This is a genomic window from Streptomyces sp. WELS2 (assembly GCF_013870595.1).
Classification (GTDB): domain Bacteria; phylum Actinomycetota; class Actinomycetes; order Streptomycetales; family Streptomycetaceae; genus Streptomyces.
Genome location: NZ_JACBWZ010000747.1, coordinates 1 through 3,031, shown reverse-complemented (window position 1 = coordinate 3,031; position 3,031 = coordinate 1). Strand labels below are relative to the sequence as shown.

Below are 3,031 nucleotides of genomic sequence, written 5' to 3'. Positions count from 1 at the left end.
TTGGCCAGCCCGCCGGCCACCGCCTCCTCCGCCCCGACGAACCGCCCGGTCACGCAGATCTCCAGCGCGCGGGCGTATCCGACGAGGCCGACCAGCGGGTGGGTGCCGGTCAGGTCGGGAACGAGGCCGAGGCTGGTCTCGCGCATGGCGAACTGGACGTCGTCGGCGACGACCCTGAGGTCGCAGCCGAGCGCGAGCTGGAAGCCGGCCCCGATGGCATGGCCCTGGACGGCGGCGATGGACACCAGGTCGGTGCGCCGCCACCAGGTGAACGCCTCCTGGTATTCGGCGATGGTCGCGTCGATCCCGGCGTCGTCACGGCGCGCGAGGTCGACGAAGGTCGGCTCACCCGGAATTCCCTCCGGGGTGAACATGCGACGGTCCAGCCCGGCGGAGAACGACTGGCCCTCACCGCGCAGCACGACCACCCGGACGGAGCCCGGCAGCAGCCTCCCGGCCTCGGCGAGCGCCCGCCACAGGGCGGGGGTCTGCGCGTTGCGCTTGGCCGGGTTGGTCAGCGTCACCGTGGCGAGGGAGTCCTCGACGGTGAGCCGTACGCCGTCCTTGTCGAGTGCGGGAGCGAGGTCCTGGTCGGGCGAAGCCATGGGGTGCCTCCGATGGGTGCGGTCAGCAGCGCTGAGCTAAGTGACTGCACAGTAACCACCCGGCCGGTCGGACCGCCGACCGGGTGGCCACCATCGAAGCCGATGGGCCGCCCGGAGTCAGGACGAAGCGGCCTTCTTACCCCGGGTCGCTCCGCCACGCCCACGGAGCGTGACGCCCGATTCGCTGAGCATCCGGTGTACGAAGCCATACGAGCGGCCGGTCTCCTCGGCCAGCGCCCGGATGCTCGCACCGGAGTCGTACTTCTTCTTCAGGTCTGCCGCGAGCTTGTCGCGCGCGGCGCCGGTCACCCGGCTGCCCTTCTTCAGAGTCTCGGCCACCCGTGCCTCCTCATGGGAAGTGCGCTCTGGTCTCCTCATGATCACCCCTCCCGGGCGTGATGGCCACCCATTCGGCAAGGTCGGTGAGACATCGTTGTGACGACAGGAGGGGTTCCCCACAAACGGAATACGTGATTCCAGCGGATGGGATCCAGGGGCCCGTACGAGTGGATTCGCGAAGTACCAGGTCAGCAACGCGCAGCGGCCGGCCCCCCGGCTACTGGGGGGTCGGCCGCGAAATCCGTGTATGACACACCCCGATACGAGGAGATCTCACACAGATGATGGATCACGGATAGGCCGAATGATCCATGTGCGATGGATCCGGCCCGTCGATCACGCCAGGGTGACGAGATCCGCGTAGTCGGAGCCCCACAGGTCCTCGACGCCGTCCGGGAGCAGGATGATCCGCTCCGGCTGGAGCGCCTCGACGGCGCCCTCGTCGTGGGTGACGAGCACGACCGCGCCCTTGTAGGTGCGCAGGGCGCCGAGGATCTCCTCGCGGCTGGCCGGGTCCAGGTTGTTCGTCGGCTCGTCCAGGAGCAGCACGTTCGCCGAGGAGACGACCAGCGTGGCGAGGGCGAGCCGGGTCTTCTCGCCGCCGGAGAGGACACCGGCCGGCTTGTCGACGTCGTCGCCGGAGAACAGGAACGAGCCGAGCACCTTGCGGACCTCGACCAGGTCCATGTCGGGGGCGGCCGAGCGCATGTTCTCCAGGACCGTGCGGTCGGGGTCCAGAGTCTCGTGCTCCTGCGCGTAGTAGCCCAGCTTCAGGCCGTGGCCGGGGACGACCCGGCCGGTGTCCGGCGTCTCCACGCCCGCGAGGAGGCGCAGCAGCGTGGTCTTGCCCGCGCCGTTGAGGCCGAGGATGACGACCCGCGAGCCCTTGTCGATGGCGAGGTCGACGTCGGTGAAGATCTCCAGCGAGCCGTACGACTTCGACAGGCCCTCGGCCATCAGCGGGGTCTTGCCGCAGGACGCGGGCTCCGGGAAGCGGAGCTTGGCGACCTTGTCGGACATCCGGATGTCCTCCAGGCCGGAGAGCAGCTTCTCGGCGCGGCGGGCCATGTTCTGCGCGGCGACCGTCTTGGTGGCCTTGGCGCGCATCTTGTCGGCCTGGGCGTTGAGCGCGGCGGCCTTCTTCTCGGCGTTGGCGCGCTCGCGCTTGCGGCGCTTCTCGTCGGCCTCGCGCTGCTGCTGGTACAGCTTCCAGCCCATGTTGTAGACGTCGATCGTGGAGCGGTTGGCGTCCAGGTAGAACACCTTGTTCACGACCGTGTCCACCAGGTCGACGTCGTGGGAGATGACGATGAAGCCGCCGCGGTAGGACTTCAGGTAGTCCCGCAGCCAGATGATCGAGTCCGCGTCGAGGTGGTTGGTGGGCTCGTCCAGCAGCAGGGTGTCGGCGTCGGAGAACAGGATCCGGGCCAGCTCGATACGGCGGCGCTGACCGCCGGAGAGGGTGTGCAGCGGCTGGCCGAGCACCCGGTCGGGCAGGTTCAGCGCGGCGGCGATGGTGGCGGCCTCGGCCTCGGCGGCGTACCCGCCCTTGGTGAGGAACTCCGTCTCCTGGCGCTCGTACTGCTTCAGGGCCTTCTCGCGGGTGGAGCCCTTGCCGTTGGCGATGCGCTCCTCGTTCTCCCGCATCTTGCGGATCAGCACGTCGAGGCCGCGCGCGGACAGGATGCGGTCGCGGGCGAGGACGTCGAGGTCGCCGGTGCGGGGGTCCTGCGGGAGGTAGCCGACCTCGCCGGAGCGGGTGATCGTGCCGGCGGCCGGGATGCCCTCGCCGGCCAGGCACTTGGTGAGGGTGGTCTTGCCTGCGCCGTTGCGGCCGACGAGGCCGATGCGGTCGCCCTTGGCGACACGGAAGGTGGCGTTCTCGATGAGGACGCGCGCACCGGCGCGCAGCTCGATACCGGAGGCGGAGATCACGGACAGACTCCAGGGCGTACAGGGATTGGCGGGTGGGCGGCTGAGGACGTTCCCGCCGTCTAATGCGCGAGGAGAATGGCCATGGGCCCCAGTCTAACGGGGCGGTGCAAGCGGTTTTCCTGCGTCCTGGCGACCGGGACGCGGGGCGGGCG

Annotated in this window: 3 protein-coding genes; all 3 read right to left on the bottom strand. The window is 69.6% G+C overall.

Annotation, left to right across the window (positions count from 1 at the left end; translation table 11 throughout):
* Positions 1-605 (bottom strand): enoyl-CoA hydratase/isomerase family protein (locus H5J33_RS29190; protein WP_181797810.1); only part of this gene is annotated, 605 nt, incomplete at its 3' end.
* A gap of 117 nt (positions 606-722) precedes the next feature.
* A complete protein-coding gene (locus tag H5J33_RS29185) occupies positions 723-944 on the bottom strand; it encodes a helix-turn-helix domain-containing protein (RefSeq protein ID WP_004002281.1) in 222 nt (73 codons plus the stop codon).
* Between the two features lie 336 nt (positions 945-1,280).
* Positions 1,281-2,879, bottom strand: coding sequence for a ribosomal protection-like ABC-F family protein (gene abc-f, locus H5J33_RS29180; protein WP_181797809.1), 1,599 nt, complete (start codon positions 2,877-2,879; stop codon positions 1,281-1,283).
* Positions 2,880-3,031 lie beyond the last annotated feature (152 nt).